The organism is Nonomuraea sp. NPDC003754, from assembly GCF_053605785.1.
This window is the reverse complement of sequence record NZ_JBSGJX010000008.1, coordinates 129,017-150,189: the sequence shown is the minus strand read 5'-3', so window position 1 is coordinate 150,189 and position 21,173 is coordinate 129,017. Positions and strand designations below refer to the sequence as shown.

20 protein-coding genes and 2 pseudogenes are annotated in these 21,173 nt (G+C 69.7%); 10 read left to right on the top strand and 12 right to left on the bottom strand.

Annotation, left to right across the window (positions count from 1 at the left end; translation table 11 throughout):
• The first annotated feature begins 174 nt into the window (after positions 1 to 174).
• The 3 genes from ACWEVS_RS13020 to ACWEVS_RS13010 all read left to right on the top strand — a co-directional run bounded on the left by ACWEVS_RS13020 (position 175) and on the right by ACWEVS_RS13010 (position 4,690).
• Positions 175 to 1,413: a glycosyltransferase gene (locus tag ACWEVS_RS13020; protein WP_452551520.1), complete on the top strand. Its 1,239-nt coding sequence runs from the start codon at positions 175 to 177 to the stop codon at positions 1,411 to 1,413.
• A gap of 35 nt (positions 1,414 to 1,448) precedes the next feature.
• Entirely contained in the window at positions 1,449 to 3,599 is a 2,151-nt protein-coding gene (gene helR / locus ACWEVS_RS13015) for an RNA polymerase recycling motor ATPase HelR (protein WP_452415446.1), read from the top strand.
• Positions 3,600 to 4,177: 578 nt separating this feature from the next.
• Entirely contained in the window at positions 4,178 to 4,690 is a 513-nt protein-coding gene (locus ACWEVS_RS13010) for a topology modulation protein (protein ID WP_452551518.1), read from the top strand.
• Positions 4,691 to 4,763: 73 nt separating this feature from the next.
• Here the strand turns inward: ACWEVS_RS13010 and ACWEVS_RS13005 are convergent, their stop codons facing one another.
• Both ACWEVS_RS13005 and ACWEVS_RS13000 read right to left on the bottom strand, forming a co-directional pair.
• The gene (locus ACWEVS_RS13005) at positions 4,764 to 5,816 is read right to left on the bottom strand and encodes a hypothetical protein (protein ID WP_452551516.1); all 1,053 of its coding nucleotides are present in this window, start codon (positions 5,814 to 5,816) and stop codon (positions 4,764 to 4,766) included.
• 1,378 nt (positions 5,817 to 7,194) lie between these two features.
• Positions 7,195 to 7,251, bottom strand: a pseudogene (locus tag ACWEVS_RS13000) (helix-turn-helix domain-containing protein); the annotation flags it as partial.
• Positions 7,252 to 7,271: 20 nt separating this feature from the next.
• Between ACWEVS_RS13000 and ACWEVS_RS12995 the strand changes: the two are divergent.
• Positions 7,272 to 7,795: pseudogene (locus ACWEVS_RS12995) on the top strand (cytochrome P450); the annotation flags it as partial.
• A 35-nt stretch (positions 7,796 to 7,830) separates the two neighbouring features.
• On the opposite strand, the gene ACWEVS_RS12990 reads toward ACWEVS_RS12995, so the two are convergent.
• From ACWEVS_RS12990 to ACWEVS_RS12965, 6 genes are read right to left on the bottom strand one after another with little or no spacing between them, the layout of a single operon-like run.
• A complete protein-coding gene (locus ACWEVS_RS12990; RefSeq protein WP_452551515.1) occupies positions 7,831 to 9,063 on the bottom strand; it encodes a sensor histidine kinase in 1,233 nt (410 codons plus the stop codon).
• Positions 9,060 to 9,749 carry a two-component system response regulator CseB gene (gene cseB, locus ACWEVS_RS12985; protein WP_452551513.1) on the bottom strand — a complete coding sequence of 230 codons (690 nt, stop codon included), beginning with the start codon at positions 9,747 to 9,749 and terminating at the stop codon, positions 9,060 to 9,062. Before cseB ends, ACWEVS_RS12990 begins: the two co-directional genes overlap by 4 nt.
• A 15-nt stretch (positions 9,750 to 9,764) precedes the next feature.
• Positions 9,765 to 10,940 (bottom strand): ABC transporter permease, encoded by a 1,176-nt coding sequence (locus ACWEVS_RS12980; RefSeq protein WP_452551511.1) that lies wholly within the window; start codon positions 10,938 to 10,940, stop codon positions 9,765 to 9,767.
• 2 nt (positions 10,941 to 10,942) lie between these two features.
• The gene (locus tag ACWEVS_RS12975) at positions 10,943 to 11,617 is read right to left on the bottom strand and encodes an ABC transporter ATP-binding protein (RefSeq protein ID WP_452551509.1); all 675 of its coding nucleotides are present in this window, start codon (positions 11,615 to 11,617) and stop codon (positions 10,943 to 10,945) included.
• A complete protein-coding gene (locus ACWEVS_RS12970) occupies positions 11,610 to 13,325 on the bottom strand; it encodes a peptidoglycan-binding protein (RefSeq protein ID WP_452551507.1) in 1,716 nt (571 codons plus the stop codon). Before ACWEVS_RS12970 ends, ACWEVS_RS12975 begins: the two co-directional genes overlap by 8 nt.
• Positions 13,325 to 14,110, bottom strand: a complete 786-nt coding sequence (locus tag ACWEVS_RS12965; protein ID WP_452551505.1) for a hypothetical protein — start codon at positions 14,108 to 14,110, stop codon at positions 13,325 to 13,327. Before ACWEVS_RS12965 ends, ACWEVS_RS12970 begins: the two co-directional genes overlap by 1 nt.
• Positions 14,111 to 14,392: 282 nt before the next feature.
• Here ACWEVS_RS12965 and ACWEVS_RS12960 point away from each other — a divergent pair, with 282 nt between their 5' ends.
• Positions 14,393 to 14,782, top strand: a complete 390-nt coding sequence (locus ACWEVS_RS12960) for a VOC family protein (RefSeq protein ID WP_452415456.1) — start codon at positions 14,393 to 14,395, stop codon at positions 14,780 to 14,782.
• 88 nt (positions 14,783 to 14,870) lie between these two features.
• Here ACWEVS_RS12960 and ACWEVS_RS12955 read toward each other — a convergent pair whose 3' ends face one another.
• Complete coding sequence (locus tag ACWEVS_RS12955) at positions 14,871 to 15,425, bottom strand: carboxymuconolactone decarboxylase family protein (protein ID WP_449922914.1); 555 nt, start codon at positions 15,423 to 15,425, stop codon at positions 14,871 to 14,873.
• A 22-nt stretch (positions 15,426 to 15,447) separates the two neighbouring features.
• A complete protein-coding gene (locus ACWEVS_RS12950) occupies positions 15,448 to 16,497 on the bottom strand; it encodes a cobalamin-independent methionine synthase II family protein (RefSeq protein ID WP_452551503.1) in 1,050 nt (349 codons plus the stop codon).
• Positions 16,498 to 16,765: 268 nt separating this feature from the next.
• Here ACWEVS_RS12950 and ACWEVS_RS12945 point away from each other — a divergent pair, with 268 nt between their 5' ends.
• Positions 16,766 to 17,284, top strand: a complete 519-nt coding sequence (locus ACWEVS_RS12945; RefSeq protein WP_449922920.1) for a pyridoxamine 5'-phosphate oxidase family protein — start codon at positions 16,766 to 16,768, stop codon at positions 17,282 to 17,284.
• A gap of 135 nt (positions 17,285 to 17,419) precedes the next feature.
• Here the strand turns inward: ACWEVS_RS12945 and ACWEVS_RS12940 are convergent, their stop codons facing one another.
• Positions 17,420 to 18,040: a TetR family transcriptional regulator gene (locus tag ACWEVS_RS12940; RefSeq protein WP_452551501.1), complete on the bottom strand. Its 621-nt coding sequence runs from the start codon at positions 18,038 to 18,040 to the stop codon at positions 17,420 to 17,422.
• An 81-nt stretch (positions 18,041 to 18,121) separates the two neighbouring features.
• Here ACWEVS_RS12940 and ACWEVS_RS12935 point away from each other — a divergent pair, with 81 nt between their 5' ends.
• Positions 18,122 to 19,045: an oxidoreductase gene (locus ACWEVS_RS12935; protein WP_452551499.1), complete on the top strand. Its 924-nt coding sequence runs from the start codon at positions 18,122 to 18,124 to the stop codon at positions 19,043 to 19,045.
• On the opposite strand, the gene ACWEVS_RS12930 is transcribed toward ACWEVS_RS12935, so the two are convergent.
• Complete coding sequence (locus tag ACWEVS_RS12930) at positions 19,042 to 19,209, bottom strand: hypothetical protein (protein ID WP_452551497.1); 168 nt, start codon at positions 19,207 to 19,209, stop codon at positions 19,042 to 19,044. The two genes, ACWEVS_RS12935 and ACWEVS_RS12930, sit on opposite strands and share 4 nt — an antisense overlap.
• A 2-nt stretch (positions 19,210 to 19,211) precedes the next feature.
• Here ACWEVS_RS12930 and ACWEVS_RS12925 point away from each other — a divergent pair, with 2 nt between their 5' ends.
• From ACWEVS_RS12925 to ACWEVS_RS12915, 3 genes are all read left to right on the top strand, one after another.
• A complete protein-coding gene (locus ACWEVS_RS12925; protein WP_452551676.1) occupies positions 19,212 to 19,448 on the top strand; it encodes a hypothetical protein in 237 nt (78 codons plus the stop codon).
• 124 nt (positions 19,449 to 19,572) lie between these two features.
• The gene (locus ACWEVS_RS12920; RefSeq protein WP_452551496.1) at positions 19,573 to 20,121 is read left to right on the top strand and encodes an RNA polymerase sigma factor; all 549 of its coding nucleotides are present in this window, start codon (positions 19,573 to 19,575) and stop codon (positions 20,119 to 20,121) included.
• Positions 20,118 to 21,104, top strand: coding sequence for a hypothetical protein (locus tag ACWEVS_RS12915; protein ID WP_452551494.1), 987 nt, complete (start codon positions 20,118 to 20,120; stop codon positions 21,102 to 21,104). The genes ACWEVS_RS12920 and ACWEVS_RS12915 overlap by 4 nt, the downstream gene beginning before the upstream one ends.
• Positions 21,105 to 21,173: the final 69 nt, after the last annotated feature.

Genomic DNA, 21,173 nt, shown 5'->3' with positions numbered 1-21,173 from the left:
GCCGCTTCGTGAGGAGGTGATCCGTCCACAACAAAAAGGGAAAGGGGGGTACCCGCTCCTTTCCACTCTCAACGTATAGCGCACCGGGGGACTTGCGGCAAGACCCGGGGTATGCCGCAGAATCGTCGGCCGAAGGCAGAAGCTGCGGAAACGGGGGACGCGAAAGTGCGCGTGGTGTTGTCGACGTATGGGTCGCGCGGGGATGTCGAACCGCTGGCGGGACTCGCGGTGCGGTTGCGGGAACTCGGTGCGGAGGTGCGGGTGTGCGCGCCGCCGGACGAGGAGTTCGCGCAGCGGCTGGCCGGTGTCGGCGTGCCGTTGGTGCCGGTCGGCCGGTCGGCGCGCGCGCTGATGACCGCGGCGCCGCCGCCGTCGTCCCTGCCCGAGCGTGCGGCCGAGTTGATCGCCGGCCAGTTCGACGCGGTCACCGCGGCGGCCGAGGGATGTGACGTGCTGGTGGCCACCGGCATGATCCCGGCCGCGGCCGGCGCGCTGTCGGTGGCCGAGAAACTGGGCATCCGCTCCGTTTCCGTGACCTTCCAGCAGCTCACCCTGCCGTCGCCGCGCCACCGGCCGCTGGCGTATCCGGGCCGGCCGTTCCCGCCGGGGGTGACCGACAACCGGGCGCTGTGGGACCTGGACGCCCAGAGCATCAACGCGTTGTTCGGGGCGGCGCTCAACACGAACCGGGCGTCGAACGGCCTGCCGCCGGTGGACAACGTCCGCGACTACGTCATCGGCGACCAGCCGTGGCTGGCGACGGACCCGATCCTGGACCCGTGGCAGGAGACGCCGGATTTCGACGTCGTCCAGACCGGCGCGTGGATCGTGCCCGACGTCCGCCCCCTCCCGGCCGAGCTGGTGGCGTTCCTGGACGTCGGCACACCACCGGTGTACGTGGGCTTCGGCAGCATGCCCATGCGCGCCTCGACGGACGTCGCCCAGGCGGCCATCGAGGCGGTCCGCGCGCAGGGCCGTCGCGCGGTCGTGGCCCGCGGCTGGGCCGACCTGGCCCTCATCGACGACCGGGACGACTGCTTCGTCGTGGGCGATGTCAACCAGCAGGCCCTGTTCGGCCGGGTGGCCGCCGTCGTGCACCACGGCGGCGCGGGCACCACGACGACTGCCACCCGGGCTGGCGCGCCTCAGGTGGTCGTGCCCCAGGCGGCGGACCAGCCGTACTGGGCGGGCCGGGTGGCCGAGCTCGGCATCGGGGTGGCACACGACGGTCCGGCTCCGACCTTCGACTCCCTGTCAGCCGCGCTCAGGACGGCCCTGGCCCACGAGACCCGCGCCCGAGCCACCGCCGTGGCCGGCGCGATCCGCACCGACGGGGCGACGGTGGCCGCGAAGCTCCTGCTCGACGTGGTCAGCGGAGAAAAAGCCACCCGTGTACGCGTGAACCACGCGTGATCGCCGAGCCAGGACCCCAGATCGGAGCTGATGACGTGAACCCCTTGACCACCAGCGCGTTCGACCTTCCCGACCACCTTGCCCCCAAGGCCGACCCGGCGCTGATCGCCGACGACGAAAAGCACTTCGCGGCCATCGCGGAGAGCCTCGAGCAGTCGATCGCCGAGCTGTCCGACCGCCTCGACGCCGCGCGCAAGGCGCCCGGCGGCAAAGGGCGGCAGGCGATGGACAGGGACCTTGAGGTCCACCGGCTGAGCGCTCGCCTGCGCGCCTTGCGCCGCTTCGGTCTGGACCTGTGCCTCGGACGCGTGGTCAGCGCGGACAACCCCGAGCCCGTGTACATCGGACGGCTTGGCCTCACGGACAGCGAGGGTCGCCGGCTGCTGCTCGACTGGCGCTCCCCCGCGGCTGAGCCGTTCTTCGGAGCCACCCACGGCAACCCGATGGGACTGGCAAGCCGGCGCAGGTATCGCTGGACCCGTGGCCGGATCAGCGACTACTGGGACGAGGTGTTCACCTCGGACGGGTTCGAAGGGCACGCCGCGCTCGACGACCAGTCCGCCTTCATCGCCAGCCTGGGCAGCAGCCGGTCGCCACGCATGCGGGACGTGCTCGGCACCATCCAGGCCGACCAGGACGCCATCATCCGCGCGGGATCGCGCGGCGCTCTCGTCGTCGACGGCGGTCCGGGTACGGGCAAGACCGTCGTCGCTCTGCACCGCTCCGCCTACCTGCTCTACTCCGACCCTCGCCTCGGTCACCGCCGGGGCGGCGTGCTGTTCGTCGGTCCGCACCAGCCGTACCTGGCCTACGTCGCCGACGTCCTGCCCAGCCTCGGCGAGGAGGGCGTGCAGACCTGCACCCTGCGGGACCTGGTCGCCGAGGGAGCCGCGGCAGCGATCGAGACCGACCCGGACGTGGCCCGCCTGAAGTCGTCCGCGGACCTGGTGAAGGCGATCGAACCGGCCGTCAGGTTCTACGAGAACCCGCCCACCAAGGGCATGACGGTCACGACCCACTGGTCCGACATCTGGCTGAGCGCCGACGACTGGGCCGAGGCGTTCGAAGCGGCGGAACCCGGCACTCCGCACAACGAGGCGCGCGACCAGATCTGGGAGGAGCTGCTCACGATCCTGGCGGACAAGCACGACGACGACGAAGTCCCGGCTGACCTGCTCCGCAAGTCGCTGCTGCGGAACAGGGAGCTGCTCACCACCTTCAACCGCGCGTGGCCGCTGCTCGAAGCGGCTGACCTCGTCGGAGACCTGTGGTCGGTACCCGCCTACCTGCGGATGTGCGCTCCCTGGCTCAGCCCCGACGAGGTTCGGAAGCTGCAGCGCGAGAACGCCCAGGCCTGGACGGTGTCCGACCTGCCGTTCCTGGACGCGGCACGGCAGCGGCTCGGCGACCCGGAGGCGTCGCGGCGTAAGCGTCGGCAAGATGCTTCTGTCGCCGCGCAGCGCGAGCGCATGGCGCAGGTCGTCGACAACCTGCTCGAGGCCGACGACGACGGTGAAGGGGTGGTGACGATGCTCCTCGGACGCGACATGCAGGACGCCCTGGTCGACGAGAGCGCGTCGCCCGGCATCGAGCCGGACCGGCTCGCCGGACCGTTCGCGCACATCGTCGTGGACGAGGCTCAGGAACTGACCGACGCGGAGTGGCAGATGTTGCTGCTCCGCTGCCCGTCCCGGAGCTTCACCATCGTCGGCGACCGCGCCCAGGCCAGGCACGGGTTCACCGAGTCGTGGCAGGAACGGCTCGAGCGGATCGGGCTCGACCGGATCGACCTGGCCTCGCTGAGCGTCAACTACCGCACGCCGGAAGAGGTCATGGCGGAGGCCGAGCCGGTCATCCGGGCCGTGCTCCCGGACGCCAACGTGCCGACCTCCATCCGTAGCAGCGGCGTCCCCGTCGTCCACGGACCCGCTTCGGATCTGGGCTCCATCCTCGACACCTGGCTCGCCGGGAACGCCGACGGCATCGCCTGCGTCATCGGCGATCCCACGTTCCGGTCGACGCCACGCGTCCGGTCGCTGACTCCGGAGCTGTCGAAGGGGCTCGAGTTCGACCTGGTCGTCCTCATCGACCCGGACAAGTTCGGCGAGGGCATCGAAGCAGCGGTCGACCGCTATGTCGCGATGACGCGAGCGACCCAGCGACTCGTCATCCTCACCAGCTCCTGACCCCGGCCGCCGAACGCGACCGCACATGGCCCGTCATCGCGCTCCCTGGAGACGGCCGCGCCTGTCTCATGGACGATCACCCATGAAACACGCGCGGGCGCCATGTGCGGTCCAACGGCGCATGCCGTCGCCCTGGCAGGAGGTTCGCCGTGCCGATCAGCACGATTCCGGCGATCGTGAGAGCGGGGCGTACGCTCGTCAGCCCGGCTGGCACGCCCCACCGCGCCATGGCAGCGGTGATGGCGTGCGGGCCCGTCGGAACAGCCGGGAACGCGGCGGTCCGATGCCGCTGGAACGCCTGCCGCCCAGGGAGCGCTTGGCTCAGCGGTGAGCGTCGGCCTTACTGGGGATGGCGGCCTTGATTCCGCGTCGCCGCGGGTAGGCGAATAGGTGTGGCCCGCGGTTGCGACAGCTCTGCCGCCAACGTCACACCCTAACCGCGCTGCTGGCCGACTCGCCACGCACCGCTACGGCAAGGCCAGGGGACGCCATGTGCGCCACAGCCAGCGCGGATTCGCCGTCGCGCAGCGATCTGATCGACTCTCTTTCCTCCACCGCCATGACTATTGTGGGGCACTATGCAGATGAACCGAGTCGCCATCGTCGGGTCCGGCGGCAGCGGCAAATCCCATCTGGCGCGCACACTCGGCTGCCTGTTGGACGCTCCGGTTACCCATCTGGACGCTGTCTTTTACGACGACAAGTGGGATGCGCTGCCACCGGAGAAGTTCGAGGCCGCGCAGCGCGAGCTCGTCGCCGCCCCGCGCTGGGTCATCGACGGCAACTACAACTCCTCCATCCATGTACGGCTGAAGGCGTGCGACACCGTGGTGATGATGGACGTCTCTACTCCGACCGCGCTGTGGGGTATCCTGTCCCGGCAGGTACGGCACGGTGCGGGCCAGCATGCCCAGGGGGTCTACAACCGCATCCACTGGGGCGTGATTCGCTATGTTGCGACCTATCGGCGGCAGATGCGGCCCAAGGTTCTCGCGAAGATTGACCAGTTCGCGGCCGGGAAGCCAGTGGTGTTCCTGACCAGCCGGGCCAAGACGCGGCGCTGGCTGGAGCAGGTGGCCGCCAGCAGCTAACCCAAGCGCACCAGCGAGACTCCGGAGGTTGCCGGTTAGACCCTTGTCAAATCATGTGATGCCGCACCAAGCGCTACGCGTGCGTCAGTGCCGAGACGTGCGGGGTGTGCGCGTCTATCTCACCGATCAATGTCTGCACGCTGTATGACCGCTTAGCGTGCGACGCGAGCTCAGAACGGAGCTCGCCCAGTAGGGACAGACATCTAAGAGAGGTGACCATGGGAAGCCGCTGTACCGCGAGATGACCTGTGTGCACGGCCTGATCGAGGTCCCCGGCCCTCACATGGGCCAGGCTCAGCCAGGCGCTATGGCGCAGTGCCGACCGGCGGTGGGCATCGGATGGATCCAGGGCACGCTCGAGCAGGAGAGCTTCAGCCGCGCGGGTGAGGTCGTCCCGGCGCCGGGGAACAGTATGCGCGATCATGACGAGAGCGCGTCCCGCCAGGGCGTTTACCTCTGTCGAGGTGACGTAGCTGGCCCACTCAGGCCGCTCCTCGTCGGCATTGCTGATCAGTTCGGCGGCGCGGTCTCGGGCACGCTCGACACCTGTCAGATCCCCCGCGCCGGCATGTGCCAGGGTGCTGCGCGCGGCGATCAGCGCCTGCACAGCGGTAGGAGCCTGAGATGCGGCCTCTGCGGCCGCCGTTGCGAGTTGGAGCGCTTCGCGGTGCTTGCCGCGTTCCGTCGCATGGTTGCTCATCAGTGCCATGATGCTGGCGGCTACACCCTGATCCCCTGCAGAGTGAGCGGCACGTAGACCGAGGTGGTACCAGCGTTGCGCGCGGCCGTCGTGGGCGGCTTCCTGCGCCATCCATCCGGATGTTTGGGCGAGCTGAGCGAGCGCCATGCACAGGCGCTTTCCGGTCTGTTCGTCGTAGATGCTGTTGCGTACAAGGCGGGCCACGCAAGCGAACTGGCTGGCGACGAAGTCGGCGGAGGCGCTTCCATGTTGTTCGTCCAGCTGTTGTGCCCGCACCACGGTGGTCTCGATGAGGGACAGCAGTGGCGGCGGCACTTGACTCGACGTTCCCCGCTTCGGGACAGGCGCGGGGATGTCCAGCCACTGCCAGGCCGGCCTAGTCAAGGCCGTACCGTTCAAGATCAGGAACTTGCGTCGTGTCAGCATGTCCAGCCACCACTCTCCCAGCAGGTGCTGTACGCGGTGCCCCGCGTCCTCCGGACAGCTGCCTAGTGATCACTTCATGATGCGAGTTGCTGGCTCAGATGCCCGTTGCGGACCTCAAAATGGAGTCCGATACCCGTTTGCGGAATGAGGCCTGCATCAATTATAGAAGCCCTCAATATATTTGACAACCTCCCGCCGTGTTTTAGCCCGGGTGGTTGCCATGCCGTTGAGCCACTCATTCTTCAACGCCCCAAAGAACGGCCCTGCCAGCGCATTACCCCAGCACACGCCCGTACTCCCGGCGGACCGGCGCATGCCATGCCGAGCCAGATGCTGCCCGAATTCCTCGCTGGGTGTAGTTCTTGGGCGCAACCGGCCGGAATGGACGATGCAGCCCTGCTGCAGCTCGATGCTGCCGGCAGCCGTGTCGATCGCGTCTGATGAGCGGCGACTTATGGTCGTCAGCCATCGCCTAGCCCACCACCATTTTGGAATGGCAATCAATCACCCTGGCGAGATAAACGAACCCTTCCCAATACTTCATCCGTAGATCTTGAGGTAACGGGTCGCCTCGTTGGCGATAAGGACTGATCAGAGCGCGGGTTTGGCGCTCCTGTCGGAACGTGGACCAAGCCAGGACATGGTCGATGAGGTCGTTGGCGGGGACATAAGGCGGGGCGAAGATGCGGCGGATCTCGGCCAGGGACGGCCGGACCAGCCGGGACGGGGTCAGCTGGCTCTCTCCTGGGTCGGGCGGTCCTTTCGCTGACCGGCAGTGGATATCACGTGCTCGCGTGAACGGGTCGTCCAACCGGGCACGGCTGACGGCCAAAAGGCCAGGGAGAGCATGGCGGTGGTGATATGCCGGTGCCAGCCGACGACTGGAGAAGATCGTTGCGGTGGAGCTTGATGCCCACATCACGGTCAAGGGTTACAGTCTGCGCGGTTACCTCACGCGCTGACGGCTTCTCCCCGCGAGGTCGCCTTGATCGATGCGGGGGACGCGACACCGTCCGCCTCCCTCACGTGGTGCGGGTAGATCGTGGTCGCCGGCAGGCCGCCGGGGCGATCACAACAGGAGCGTGCGCCAGCGTTCGGCCGATTCCAGCGTGTCGAAGCTGATCAGCTCCAGGAACGCCGAGCCCTTGGCCAGCCGGCCGAGCCCTTGGCCAGCCGGCCAAGCCACATGCCGATGAGCACGCGTGCCATCATTTTCGGCAGCCCCATCCCGACCGCCATTTCGACGACCTCGTCCTCCAAATCGCCCGCCTCGCCGTCCGGCGGACCGGCCGAAGGTGAGGGAACCGGCGTGCCGCGCCCGCCGCTCCGTCTCCCGATGCGCGTGCTCGGGCCGGTACCCGCGGGGCTCGCCGTTGCGGCCGATCTCCCGGCTGATCGTCGAGGTCGGCCGGTTGAGCCGCCTGGCGATCTCGGCGTCGGACGCCGAAGAACCCCGAGACGCAGTACGCCGCCTTCATCGAGCTCAGCACGTACCTGCGGGAGCTCGCGCTCGCCAAGCGAGCCGAGCCGACCGACGACGTGCTCAGCAACCTGGCCACCGACAACGACCTGACCGACGAGGAGCTCGGCGGCGTGGCCGCCATCCTGCTCGGCGCCGGCCTCGACACCACCGCCAACATGCTCGCGCTCGGCACCCTCGCCCTGCTGCGCGTCCCGGCCCAGCTCGCCGCCCTGCGCACCGACCCCGACCTGGCCGCCGGCGCTGTGGAGGAGCTGTTGCGCTATCTGTCCATCGCCCCACCGGCATGCGCGGCGTGCTGGAGGACGTCGAGCGCGGCGGCAGGCGGCTCAAGGCCGGCGACACGGTCATCATCGCGCTCAACACCGCCAACAGGGACCCTGCCACGTTCCCCGACCCCGACATGCTCGACCTGAGCCGCTCGGCCGCCGGGCACCTCGCCTTCGGCCACGGCGTCCACCAGTGCCTCGGCCAGCAGCTCGCCCGCATCGAGATGCGCCCCCGGCCCGATCCACGCCGCCCCCGCCATCGACCTCAGTCAGGCAGGGTGATGGTGACGCTCGCACCACCGTTGACCGGGTTGGCGAACTGGAGGGTCGCCCCGATGATGCGGGCGTGGCCGAGCACGATGGTCAGGCCGAGCCCGTGCCCGCGGCCGCGCTCGGTCCGTCCGGTGCGGAAGCGCTGCGCCTGTCCCTCGTTCAGGTTCGCGAGCAGGTCCGGCGGGAAACCCGGCCCGTGATCGCGGATGACGATCCGGCGGGAGCCCACGGTGATCGTGACCGGGCCGGCGCCGTGCGTGCGGGCGTTGAGGAGCAGGTTGGCGACGATGCGCTCCAGGCGGCGCGCATCGGTGACGGCTTTCGTGTCGCCCTGGTCGGGGACGACATGCAGCTCGGCGGGCACGTCGACACGGTGCAGCGACTCGCGGACCAGGTCGGCCAGCGGCACCGGCTGGCGGTCCGGTTGTTCGTCGGTGGCGTCCAGGCGGGAGATCTCCAGCAGGTCGTCAACCAGGCCGCGCAGGACGCCGATCCGGTCGCGGACCATGTCGGTGGCTTGCCCCTCGGGCAGCAACTGGCCGGCGGTCAGCAGCCCCATCAGCGGGGTGCGCAGATCGTGCGCCACATCGGCCGTGAAGCGCTGCTCGGCCAGCAGCCGCCGCTGCAGGCTGGCGGCCATGGAGTTGAGCCCGGCGCCGATCTCGGCGATCTCGTCCCTGCCGCCCGCGTCGGTGCGAGCGGCCAGGTTGCCGTCGGCGATCTCGCGGGCGGTACGGGCCATGCGCCGAAGCCGCCGGTTGGGGAGTTCGGCCGCCAGCACCGACAGCGGCACCACCCCGGACAGGGCCAGCAGGGCGGCCTTGACCATGTCTCGGTCCAGCGCGTACAGGTCGAGCAGTTCCGAGCCCATCGAGATCTGTACGCTCACCGCCTGGCTGCCGTCGCGGCCGTACGGCTGGGCGGCCCACATCCACGGTTCGTCCCGGTGATCGAGCCCGTACCAGATCACCGGCCGGCCCGGCCGCAGCTGGGCGGCCAGAGCGTCAGGGAGCTCCTCGACGGTCACCACGTTGTCGGGCGTGCCGCCGGGCCGCTCAGCGGGGGCCAGTGAGCTGTCGAGGGCGGTCCTGGCCCGAGCCGCGCCGATGTCCAGGGCACGCTGCCAGGTCGCCCGGTGAACCAGGAGCCCGACCACGGCGGCGACGACGGTGGAGGCGAGCGTGACGAGGGCGGCGATCTTCCATCGCAGCGAAGCCGGGTTCATGTGGCGCTCAACTTGTAGCCGAACCCGCGGACCGTCTCGATGCGCTCGGCGCCGACCTTCTTGCGCAGGCGCTGGACGCACAGGTCGACCACGCGGCTGTCGCCGTCCCACCCGTAGTCCCACACGGTGCGCAGCAGCGTCGCACGTTCCAGCACGATGCCGGGATGGGCGGCGAACTCCAGCAGCAGCCGCAACTCGGTCGGGCTCAGCTCGACGCGTCGCCCAGCCCGCCGTACCTCCAGCGAACCGGTGTCGATGCTCAGCTCGCCGAAGGTGAGCACCGCACTCTCGGCGGGCCGCCCGGTCGTGGGCGGGGGCTGCGCGATGCTGGCCCGGCGCAGCAGCGAGCGGATCCTGGCCACCAGCACCGGCAGGTCGACCGGCTTGACCACATAGTCGTCGGCGCCGCCCTCCAGCCCGGCGACGATGTCCAGGCCGTCACCGCGGGCCGACATCATGAGGATCGGCACCTGGCTGGTCTCCCTGATCCTGCGGCACACGCTGATGCCGTCCAGGCCGGGCAGCATCACATCGAGCAGCAGGAGGTCGTGGCCGCCTGCCTGGGCCGCCTCCAGGCCGCTCAGTCCGTCAGCCGCGGTGGTCATGCGATAGCCGTAGCGTTCCAGGGCCAGGCTGACCGACGCGCGGATCACCGCGTCGTCCTCGACGAGCAGCAGGGATGTCATGAAGGTGCACGATATCTACCGAAGCGCGGCGACCGGTTCCATGCGGGCGGCCCGCAGGGCCGGGTACAGGCCCGCCAGCAGCCCGACGACGGCACCGGCGGCAGGAGCCATGACGGCCAGCCGTACGTCCAGGACCGGAGTCCACTGCTTGGCCGCGCAGACCACGACGATCACGACGATCCCCCCGGAAGCGCCGATGACGCCGCCGGTCAGCCCGGTGAGGGTGGACTCCAGCAGGAACTGCGCGGCGATGTGGCGGCGGGCGGCGCCGAGGGCGCGGCGCAGGCCGATCTCGGCGATACGCTCCATCACGGTCACCAGCGTGACGTTGGCGATGCCGACCGCGCCGACGACCAGGGAGACCAGCCCGAGGATCAGGAAGAGGGCGTCGACGTCGCCCTCCACCGCATCGCGCGCTCTGGTGGGGCTGGGCGGCGAGATGACCTGGAGGCGGGCCTCGTTGCCGGGGCTGAGCGCGGTCGGCGCCTGATCGGCGATCAGTTCCGCGGCGCCGAGGCCGGTGTTGACCAGAACCCGGGTCACGGCGCTCAGGCCGTAGCGCTTGCCGACGGACGGCGGCAGCATGACCGCACCCGCGAGGCTCTTTTCGCGTTTCAGGTCGCCGAGCACGCCGATGACGGTGTACGCCTGGGCGCCGATGAAGACGGCCGGGGCACGGGTCAGCCTGGTGATGCCCAGCAGCTTGGCCGCGTGCTGGCCCAGCACGACGACCTTGTCCCCACGGGCGATGTGCCCGGCGTCGAAGTAGCGGCCCTCGATCATCCTGCCCTTGACCGCGGCGGGCAGGCCGGGGCTGCTGGAGACCACGGTCAGCGTCTGGTCGGTGACCCGGGTCGGGTCCACGATGTCGTTGGAGCGGACGCTGAGATTGGTGCTCTGTTCCGACTCGGCGAGCGCGGCGGCGGAGACCACCCCGCGCAGCCGGGTCACCCGGTCGACGCCGGCCCAGTCGACCAGGGGGACGGGGTTCTCCGGGACTTCGACCGTGACGGAGGTGGCGGTGAGCTCGTCGAAGCGGCCGACGATCTGGTTGCCCGCCGTCGCGGCGATGCCCAGGGTGACGACGAGCGTGGTGATGCCCAGCACGGTGCCCAGCGTGGTCAGCGCCGAACGCACCGGGCGGGCCAGCAGACCCGCCAGGGCCTCGTCCAGCAGGTCGCGAGGGTGCACATCTACTCCTCTGTGAGGACGCCGTCGGTGATGCGCACCCGGCGCCCGGCCCGGTCGCTCACCTCGGCCTCGTGAGTGATGACCACGATGGTCATCCCCTGGGCGCGCAGTTCGTCGAACAGGTCGAGCACGGCGTCGGTGTTCTTGCTGTCGAGGTTGCCGGTGGGTTCGTCGCACAGCAGCAGCGACGGTTCGCCCAGGAGCGCGCGGGCGATGGCGGCGCGCTGCCGCTCACCGCCGGACAGCCTGCCGGGCAGGAAGTCCACCCGGTGCGACAGCCGTACCCGCTCCAGAGCCCGCATCGCGCGCTCCCGCCGCCCCGTGCGCGGTGCCGCGCCGTAGACCTCGGCCAGCATGACGTTCTCCAGCACGCTGCGATGCGGCAACAGGTGGAAGGACTGGAAGACGAAGCCGATACGGCTGCCGCGGATGGTGGTCCGCACGCTGTCCTTCAGGGAGGCGGTCTCGATGCCGTCGAGCCGGTAGCTGCCGCTGGTCGGCCGGTCGAGCAGGCCGAGCGTGTTGAGCAGGGTGGACTTCCCCGACCCCGAGGGGCCGACGATGGCGACGTAGTCGGACCGGTCGACTCTCAGGTTGACGGCGGACAGCGCCCTGACGGGTGGATCGGTGGGGAACTCCCTGGTCAGGTCGTGGAGCAGGATGACCGGCTCAGGCACTGTTGATCACCACCATGTCGCCCGGCTTGAGGTCGCCGGTCACCTCCACGGCTCCGTCGGCGGACAGGCCGGTGCGTACCTCGACCTCCTTGGTCCGGTCGGGCGCGACCTCCACCTGCACGCGGGCCTTGCCGTCCGCGGCCGTGACGACCGCCGCGGCGGGGACCACGAGCACCTCCTGGTCGGTGGCGCCGATGGTCACGCGCACCGTGACGGGCGCCCCGGCGAGCTTCTTGAGGCCCTTCATCGAGGCGGGCGTGATCGTCACCGGCACGGCGCCCTTCGCGTCGCGTCCGCCGATGGCGGTCACCGTGCCGGGGACGGTCCTGCCGGCCTCGGTCTCGATGCTCGCGTTCAGACCCGTCTTCACCCGCTCGGCCTCGGCCACGTCCACCGAGCCCGAGACCATGAAGGCGGAGCTGGCCACCGTGGCGACCGACTTGTCCACCGGCTCGCCCGCCTTGACGGCCGGCTTGTGCAGCCGGGCGGGCAGCCTGGGCAGGAAGACGACCTCCCCCGGCGGGACGGTGGTGCCGTAGGTCCGGGAGAACTCGGCCAGCAGCGCCTGCGCCGCGGCCAGGTCACGCTGGGCGTTGGCCGCCTTCAGCTTGACGGGCGAGAGCTGCCTGGCCTGGCGGAGCGCCTGCTCGGCGGTGACGACGACCTCGCGCGCCACCCGGACGTTCTTCCTCAGCTCGGCCAGCCGCTTGGCCCGCGTGGTCCCGACCTCCTCCCGTACGCGCTCCAGCGCCGACCTGGCGGCGGCCAGCTCCGCGTCGGCGTTGGCGACCCGGAGTTCGAGAAGGCGGGTGTCGGCGGGCGGTCCGGGCGTGGCGCCTGTGGTCGGGCCCGCGGTGGAGCTGGGGTTGGGCGCGGGGGTGGACGGCGCCGTGGCCTGGTCGAGCTCCTGCTGGGCGGTCAGCAGCTTCTCCTCGGCCGCCCGTACGGCGCTCTCGGCGGCCTCGACCTTGGCCTCGTCCTCGGTGGTGTGGTCCTGTGCCCGCGCGCTCTTCAACGCCTGTTCGGCCGCCTTCAGATCCAGCCGGGCGTTGGTGAGCCTGACTTTCATCGGGAGCACATCCCTGCCCTGGTCAAGGGCCTTGCGCTCGGCCGCGAGCACTTCCTGCGCGGTCCGTACGGCCCGGCGCAGTTCGTCGCGCTGCCGCCGCAGTTCCAAGGTGGGCTGCTGCGCCTCGTAGCCCCGCTTGGCGTAGAAGCGCGACACCGCGGCGACGGTCGCCTGGTCGAACACGCCGGTCGCGGGTGCGCGGTAGCCCAGCCTGCGCAGCGCCTTCTGCAGCTGCGCGACGTCGGCCCCCTCGGCGCCGGGGACGATGCTGCGGTGCATCGGCACCTTGCCGGAGAAGACGAACACCGGGCGTCCGTTCACCTCCATCAGCACCGTGCCCTCCGCGAGAGTGCCCCGCCGGGGAGCGCGGGTGGCGCGCTGCACCGTTTCGCTGCCGCCCACCACCCCGGCCAGCGACACCGGATACGGCGAGCCGTACTCCAGCGTGCCGCTGACCACGACGGTGGCGACCAGTTTGCGCCGCTCGACCGCGGCGGTGACGAGCGACGGTTTGGGCGGCCTGCGCGCCGCCGCCTCGTCGGCCGGGGAACGCAGCAGGGTGCCCACTCCCCAGCCGGTCCCCGCGACCACCAGGACCACGGCCAGCACGAGCAGCAGCTTGCCGCGAGGGGTACGCATCACTGCTCTTGGAACCCGTACTTCATCCTGGCCTCGTTGGTCAGCCGCCTTTGCAGGGGGGCGAAGGCGGCGTAGAAGTCCTTGCCGCACTCCAGGTCGACCAGCGCCGACTTGATCTCCTTGGCGAGGTACGGCCTGGCCACCTCCGCCGTGACCTCGCCCGCCTTGCCGAGTTGGTCAGCCTGCTCGCCCCACACCTGCATGCCGCGGGCGCTCAGCGCGAGCGGCTTCGCGGAGGTCACCCGCTCGCCTTTCGACTTCAGACACTCGGCGAACGGCGCGGCGAGCTCCACAAGCTTGGGGTCGCCGTCGAGCGTCTTGTCGATGTTCTCGATCGCCGTGCTCATCTGGTCCTGATAGTCGGCGACCGAGGTGACTTTCAGGCCGTCCACCTGCTGGAGGGCGGTGACCCTGCACTCGTTCAAGGTCTTGACGTAGGCGTCCCGCTTGGCGCTGGACAGGCCCTCCATCGTCGCCTGGTTGGGGTCCGGCGCCCGCGTTTCCTGCGGCTTCGGATAGACGACGGCGGAGAAGACGCCGAAGCCGTACTTGCTGCGGTCCGCCTTCATCACCGCGTAGTCGGCGGGGTTGGCATCGGACTTCTTGGGCCGGCTGACCGAGGCGGTGTAGGGGAAACCCTTCTGCTTCATGCAGGTGGCGATGACGGTCTCCCGCTCGCGAGCCTTGTCCACCGTGGCCCCGCCGCCGTCGGCCGCGGGGGTCGGGGCTCCCCCGCAGCCGGTCAACACCGCCAGACCGAGCAGACCGCACGCCAACACACGCATCAAGGACTCCTTCTCAGCGGGATCGCGCCGCCCTTCACGACGCCGTTGCCACTCTGGAGCCCGTTTCCGTCCGCTCTGTGTTCGCCGGGTATCCGCGAATGCTCAGCCGTGTATCAGCCGCGTATCAACGCCGCCGGCCGCCTTGCGTGCTGCGCCCCTCACCGCGACTCGCCGCCGAAGGCGGGGCGAAGGCGGGGCGAGCCGACCGAATGCTTGCTTGGCTTGGCCTCGCTCCGAGAGAGTGTCCAGACAGTGTCCGGCAAGATCAAGGAGGCAAGGTCCATGTCCGAGCTCATGGGCGTCTCGCACATCTCGCTGTCGGTGAAGGACAGGGACGCCAGCGTGCGCTGGTACACCGAGGTCCTCGGCTTCAAGGAGTACGCCACGATGGACGAGGAGCGCTGGCTGCGTACCATCTGCCTGCACGACAGCCTCGCCATCGTCGGCTTCACCCAGCACCTCGACGTGCGCGAGGACGACTTCGACCACCGCAGGGTGGGCATCGACCACGTCGCGTTCGCGGTGCCGTCGCGCGCGGCGCTCGACGCGTGGGCGCGCAGGTTCGAGCAGTTCGGCGTCACCTGCTCGTCCGTGGTCGAGTCGCCGTTCGGCGCCGTGCTGTCGTTCCGCGACCCGGACGGCATCGCGCTCGAGCTGTTCGCGATGGAATAGCGGAAGGGGGTACGGCACCGCGTGCCGTACCCCCTTCGCGTCCTGCCGGCCGAGGTAGGCGTGGCCGGGCACGGCGAGTTCTCGGGCGTCAGGTCGTCGGCTCCAGCAGCCCGGCCAGGTAGCCATCGGCCACGATGCGAGCGGCGCTCTGTTCGTAGGCGGCAGGGTCGTCGGGAGTGACGGTGGCCAGCCCGTCGACGTAGCGGTTGAACATACAGAACGCGGCCGCGATGAGCACCGTGTCGTGGATCTCGACGTCACTGGCGCCGGCCTCCCTGGCGGCCTCGATCTGCATGGTCTGGACCTGGCGTCCGCCGCGCTGGACCGCGGACGCGACGGCCAGCAGTGCCCGCAGCTTGGCGGAGATCGGCGCGGTGGCCGGGTCCGCGCGGACGTGGTCGATCAGCGCCATCCCCTCGGGCAGTTGCGCCGCCGCGAAGGCCGCGTGCGAGCTGGTGCAGAACTGGCAGTCGTTGAGCGCGGAGACGTAGGCGGCGATCAGCTCGCGTTCGCCCCGCGTCAGCGTGCTGGGGCCACGCAGCAGGACCTCGGCCAGTTCGCTGAGCGGTCGCGCCGTCTCGGGCCGGAACGCGAACAGGGAGAGGATTCCCGGCAGGTCGGTGTTCAGGTGGATGTGCGGCATTGCGGGCTCCTTGGTGTGAGGGTCAGACGCCCAGCTCGGCCGCGGCCGAGGCGGTGCCCTCCAGCCGCGCCCTGATCTTGGCGAACGCCACCTCGCGGGAGGTGGAGGTGTCGTCGGCGAACGGGGAAAACCCGCAGTCGTCGCAGGTTCCCAGGCGGTCGAGAGGCAGGTGGCGGGCCGCGGCGAGCACGCGGTCGCGTACCTGCTCGGGGGTTTCCACGTGCGGATCGATCGGGTCGATCACGCCGACGAAGATCCGGGCGGTGGCCGGCAGGTGTTCGGCGATGACGGCCAGAACCTTGTCGGGCTCGGGTTCGCCGGCCAGCTGGACGTAGAAGTTGCCGGCCTTGAGCTGGAACAGGTGGGGCAGCAGCCCGGCGTAGTCCACGTCGGCGCTGTGGGTGGAATCCTGGTCGCCGCCCGGGCAGGTGTGCACCCCGATCCGTGACCGCTCCTCGGGAGAGAACCGTTCCAGCACCCTGTTGTTCAGCGCGACGAACTCCTCCAGCACGCCGCCGCTGGGGTCGAGCTTGAGCGACAGCCGCCCTTCGGTGAAGTCGAGCTGGACGGCGTGCGCTCCGGCGTCCAGGCAGCCGCGAATGTCGGCCTCGGCCTCGTCGGCCAGGTCGTCCAGGAAGCGCTCGCGCGGGTAGCCGTCGATGCCGGTGGCGGGGTAGAGCAGGCTGAGCGCGGACGGCGCGATGACCGCCTGCTTGACCGGGACGGTCGCGTGCCGCTGGGCGGCCCGCAGGTACTGCTCGGCGCGTACGGCGTAGCGGAACGGCCCCGCGGTCAATCGGGGCAGCTGCCGGGTGTGCCCGTCCGCGAACGGGATCACGACGCCATCGGGCGCCAGGTGCGCCAAGCCCGCGATCGGGTAGGTGGCGAAGCTCGGCTTGGCCTGCTCGCCGTCGGTGACGACCGGCGAGCCAGCCTGCTCCATGCGCGCGATCGTGTCCCGCACGGCCGATTCCTGGGCGCGTGCCAGCTCGGCGGCGTCGCCGGAGCGCATCGCGGCCAGGAGTTCGGGTGAACGGGGAATGCTGCCGATCGGCTCGGTCGGGATGCCCATGCCGCGACCGTATATCGCTCCCTGCAATGGTTCAACGACCCCAAGTAACCACCCCGGCTGGCGTAACCACCTGGGCACGGCCCGGGGCTCGGGGACGTGACCTGGCGTGACTGCCCGCTCCTGCCTTCGCGGGTGTGATGGCGGAGTCCATGACCACTACCGGGCGAAGAAACAAGACACAAGGTGTCAGGTTTTTGATCGAACATGGCTGCACCGGTCAGCGCCGAAGGTGGCCGCGAACCGGTCGTACGGATAGACAAGGAAAGCAATGCGCGAAACGCAAGAAGATCTCAAAGAGCTCCAGAGCCTCCTGGACTCCTCCCTGTCCCGCTCCACCTCGCATCTCCGCTCGATCGTCACCGAGCGCACCCTGACCGCGGAGCAGCTCACCCAGGTCCTCACCGGCATGTGCACCCTCGCACTGTCCACGGTGACGGCGAAGGGCGAGCCGCGGATCAGCGGCGTGGACGGACATTTCCTCCACGGCAGGTGGCATTTCGGAACGGCACGCAGCGCCGCCAAGGCCCGCCACCTGGCCGCCCGCCCGGCCGCCAGCGTCGCGCACATGCGCGGCGAGGACTTGGGCGTGTTCACCCACGGCACGGTGGAGATCCTCAACCCCGAGGACGGCGAGCCCGCCGCGGACTGGCCGGACCTGCTCGCGTACTTCAAGGACTTCTACGGCGAGGGCGCCTTCGACTGGGAGAACGACGTGGTCTACTACCGGCTGCACCCGCACTGGATGACCGTCTACGCCCCCGACGTCGACAAGCTCACCGCCACGTGACCGCAGGCCCATGAAGGAGGCCCCGGGCGCGCTGTTCGGGTCGTCGTCTCGCGGCAACGAGGCGGCTGGCGCGGCTGACCCGATCCGGGGCCGTGACCACCCTCGAACCGGCCGACCGACCGGGCCTCCTCCGGGCTACTGCGCCTGGTCCCCCGCCGCGGTGTCCAGGGCCGGCGCGATCACGGCGAAGGCCCGGTCGATCAGGACGGTGGGGTCCTCGGAACCGTCGCTGTCGCTCCACCGCTGCAGCACGGTGTCGAAGGCGTTCAGCGCCATCCCGGCCGCCAGTTGCGGGTACATGTCGGTCGCGGGGTCGAGCTCAAGCCGCCGGGCCAGCTCCCCCGTCAGCTCCTCGCGCCACTGCGTCTGGCGCTCCAGGAAACGGGCGAGCAGGGTGGGGGTGCGCAGGATCAGTTGCACCACGCGCAGCGCCCGGTCGGCATGGCCGGCGCAGGCGTTGACGGAGACCCAGACGGTGTGCCGTAGCGCGGCCGAGGGTGGCTCCTCGGCGGGGCGGGCCGCCAGCTCCGCGCGCATGCCGGCGCCCATCTCGGCCAGGAACTGAACGACCACGTCCTCTTTCGAGGCGAAATACCGGAAGAACGTCCGCCTGGAGACGCCTGCGGCGGCCACGATCTCGTCGATCGTGACCGCGTCGAACCCTTTCCGGGTCAGCAGATTGAGCGCCGCCTGCGTCAGCTCGTCCGCGACGAGCTGACGTTTGCGCTGGGCCAGGCTCACGTCGGGGCGGATCACCAGACCATCTTACACACCATGCCAATATTGGCACTGAGGCATGGTTTGACACTCAGTGCCATCGAGGGCAACGTGTGCCCTATGACCAAGCAGCAGCGCTGGACCGCCGAGCACATTCCAGATCAGACCGAGCGGCTGTTCGTCGTCACCGGAGCCACCAGCGGCCTCGGCCTGGCGACCACCCGGGCGCTGGCCCGCAAGAACGTGCACGTCATCCTCGCCGTACGCAACGAGCTCAAGGGCCGCCGTGCGGTCGAGAAGATCATCGCTGAACAGCCGGGCGCCCACCTGGAGGTGCGCAGGCTCGACCTGGCCGATCTGGACTCCGTCCGCGCCTTCGCCGACGGATTGCGCTCCGACCACGCGCGGCTGGACGTGCTCGTCAACAACGCCGGCGTGATGGCGCCGCCCCGGACGCTCAGCGCGCAGGGCCATGAGCTGCAGTTCGCCGTCAACCACCTCGCTCACTTCGCCCTCACCGGCCTGCTGCTCGACCTCCTTGCCGGCGGCGACGACCCCCGCGTGGTCACGGTGAGCTCGACCAACCAGCGGCAGGGGCGCCTGTTCTTCGACGACCTGTCCGGCGAGCGCGCGTACGCGCCCATGGCGTTCTACAACCAGTCCAAGTTCGCCAACGCCGTCTTCGGCTGGGAACTCCACCGACGGCTGACGGCGGCCGGCAGCCCGGTGCGCAGCCTGCTCGCCCACCCTGGCTACACCGCCACCAACCTGCAGACGAGCGCACCGGTCGGCATGGTGAAGATGATGTACGGCCGCATCCTCACCCCACTGGCCCAGTCCCCGGACCGCGGCGCGCTGCCCCAGCTGTACGCGGCGACCGCCCCGGACGCGGACAGCGGCCGGTTCTTCGGGCCGGACGGCGTGGGCGAGCTGCGCGGCGCCCCGAAACAGGTGCACCTGGCCCCGGCCGCTGCCGACGCCGAGACCGGACGCCGACTCTGGGAGTTGTCGGAACGGTTGACCGCCGTGCGGTTCCCGCTCTAGTCGCGGCGGCGCGCCTCGTGAACGACGCCGCGGCGTTCGTACTCCAGCACCATCTCGACGTTCATCGACATCTGCGTGCCGTAGGCGCGCTGGATGAGCCACAAGGCCAGCTCCAGGCCGCTCGTGACACCGGCCGAGGTGACCAGATCACCGTCGTCGACCACGCGTGGCCCCAGCGGCGCCCGAGCACAAGGGCACGCTCAAGGACTGGGCCGACCTGGTCCATCGCACCGACACCCGCGGTCGGCGGTGGGTGGCGCGCATGGTGTATGAGGTGGCCACCTTCCAGACCCTGCGGCAGCAGCTGCACTGCAAGGAGATCTGGGTGGTCGGCGCCGACCGGTGGCGCAACCCGGACGAGGACCTGCCCGCCGACTTCGAAAATAAGGGACAGCTTCTGTGAAGGCGCTGGAGTCCGAAAGCGCTGAAGATTTCCAAGATTCACATGAAATGGTGGGGCACTTTTCGCCATGTAAGGGGATGTCCGCGTTTCGTACTGACAAGGAGATCGGCCATGGGAATCGCCCGTGGATGACGATGAAGCGGCCAGGTTCGAGGCCGTCTACAGGGAGACATACGACCAGATCGCAGCCTACGCCGCACGCCGCTGTGACTCTCCGCAGGATGCGGCCGATGTCGTGGCGGAGACCTTCACCATTGCCTGGCGCCGGGTGGCTGATCTGCCGCCGGGGCAGGAGGCCAGGCTCTGGCTGTACGGCGTAGCGCGCAAGGTGCTGGCCGATCACCGCCGGAGCACAGCCCGGCAGCGGCTGCGCAGCGTGGAGCTTGACGCCGAGATAGCCGATCTTTATGGGGACTCTCCCGGCAGCAGCGTGGAGCTGAGCGTGATCGCCGCGGTGTTTCGCAACCTGCCCGACGACGACCGTGAGCTTCTCTCGCTGGTCGCCTGGGAGGGGCTGGGGCGCGATGAGATCGCCGCGATGCTGGGACTGTCCCGCAACGCCGTGCGCATCAGGCTTTATCGCGCCCGCAGGCGCTTCTCGCGCGCACTCGACGAAGCCAGTGTCCGGTTCACATCAGAAAGCCGGATGATTCCGGTGGGGAGGTCGCTGTGAGGAACGTCGATGGGATCAGCGAACTTCTGAGACCACTGGCCCGAGTCGAGCCCGGACAGCCGAACAGCCACGCGTCCGGTACGGGGGCGCGCGCGTTGCTGGCCTCGATCGTGGCCCAAGAGCCCGGCAGTGCCGCCAGGACGCTGGGACGTACCCACCGGTCCGCTTCGCGCAGTCCTCGACGTCTTGCGCTGGGCCTGACCGCTGCGGCCGTGCTCGCAACAGGCATCGTAGTAGGGCCGAGCCTACTGGAGGACGGACGTGGCGTGGCGGTGTCCTACGCCAACTCCGCGGTGGAGATCCACCGGGAAGGCGACCAGTACGTCGCCCGCATCAAGGACCCGTTCGCTGACCACGACAAGTACACCCAGGCGTTCCACGCGGTCGGCCTGAACGTCGATCTACGCCCGGTGCCCGTCTCGCCAGGCGGCGTGGGAAAGATCCTCGGCATGATCATCGCGGACAAGGGTTCCTCTCGCCCCGCCCCGGAAGCCAAGCCAGACCCCTCCGGCCCTCGGATCAACGGTGTCCCCCTCTCGATGGAGGCGACACCCAAAGGATGCCAGCCAGGACAGGACAGACACTGCGTCATGGTGATGCGAATCCCCGCCGGTTTCACCGGCCATGTAGACGTCAAGCTGGGACGCCAGGCGAAGCCGGGAGAGGAATACGCGAACTTCGACTCGGCCATGGCGCCAGGCGAGATGTTCGGCGGGGTCCGGCTGAGAGACGGCCGCCCCGTGGACGACATCCTGGCTGAGGCGCGCAAGCGTAACCTGACCGCGGTGTTCAGCCTCATTCGGACGGATAAGAAAACGGGCGGCCTGTCCTTCGAGCCGCTACCTGCCGACCGGGTCGGACCCGGCTGGACCGTCTGGAACGCATGGCAGGTGAAGGCCGGCGTGATCCGGCTGCTCGTCACACCCGAGCGTCTACCCGAGAACCCGTTCTACAACGGAAGCGCGCCACCGCCCGCATCCTGATCACGTGCGCAACTCGGCTCCCGCCCCGCAACGGGGCGGGAGCCGTCCGTTTGATCAATACTCACGTGA